This is a genomic window from Oleiphilus sp. HI0079, assembly GCF_001635105.1.
The window spans coordinates 1-388 of record NZ_LWFT01000423.1; the positions used below are offsets into that span (position 1 = coordinate 1).

Below are 388 nucleotides of genomic sequence, written 5' to 3' on the forward strand. Positions count from 1 at the left end.
CCGTGCAGGCGTTTACGAAGTTATGCCGCTTAGTGAGCAAATGAAAGCGCTCATCCATGATCAAACCAATATCATGGAATTGCGTAAACTTGCGATTAAAGAAGGCATGCAATCGCTCCGGCTTAGCGGTGCACATAAAGTCGCTAGCGGACAGACAACGATCGAAGAGGTTTTGCGCGTCACTCCGGCAAGTCTCAGTCGCTGAACAGACTATTCCACGCCCCTATCCAGAATACAGAACAATTCTCCTTGAAGAGCTCCCTGCGCTGCGCGTACTCTGTGCGCACGCTGGAAAAGAATATCAACAAGGAGAAATACAGCATGCCTTTGACTATCAAATCTACGTTTGCCGCTTTTTTACTGCTCGTATCGGGTCTACTAACAAGCC

The 388-nt window shown here is 48.5% G+C and carries 1 protein-coding gene and 1 pseudogene; one reads left to right on the top strand and one right to left on the bottom strand.

The window, feature by feature from the left end; genetic code table 11:
• Positions 1–205 (top strand): annotated as a pseudogene (locus A3750_RS25955) (type II/IV secretion system protein); the annotation flags it as partial.
• Here A3750_RS25955 and A3750_RS26780 read toward each other — a convergent pair.
• Positions 195–388, bottom strand: a 194-nt coding sequence (locus tag A3750_RS26780; protein WP_231871732.1) for a hypothetical protein, incomplete at its 5' end; no start/stop codon positions are given. The pseudogene A3750_RS25955 and the gene A3750_RS26780 sit on opposite strands and share 11 nt — an antisense overlap.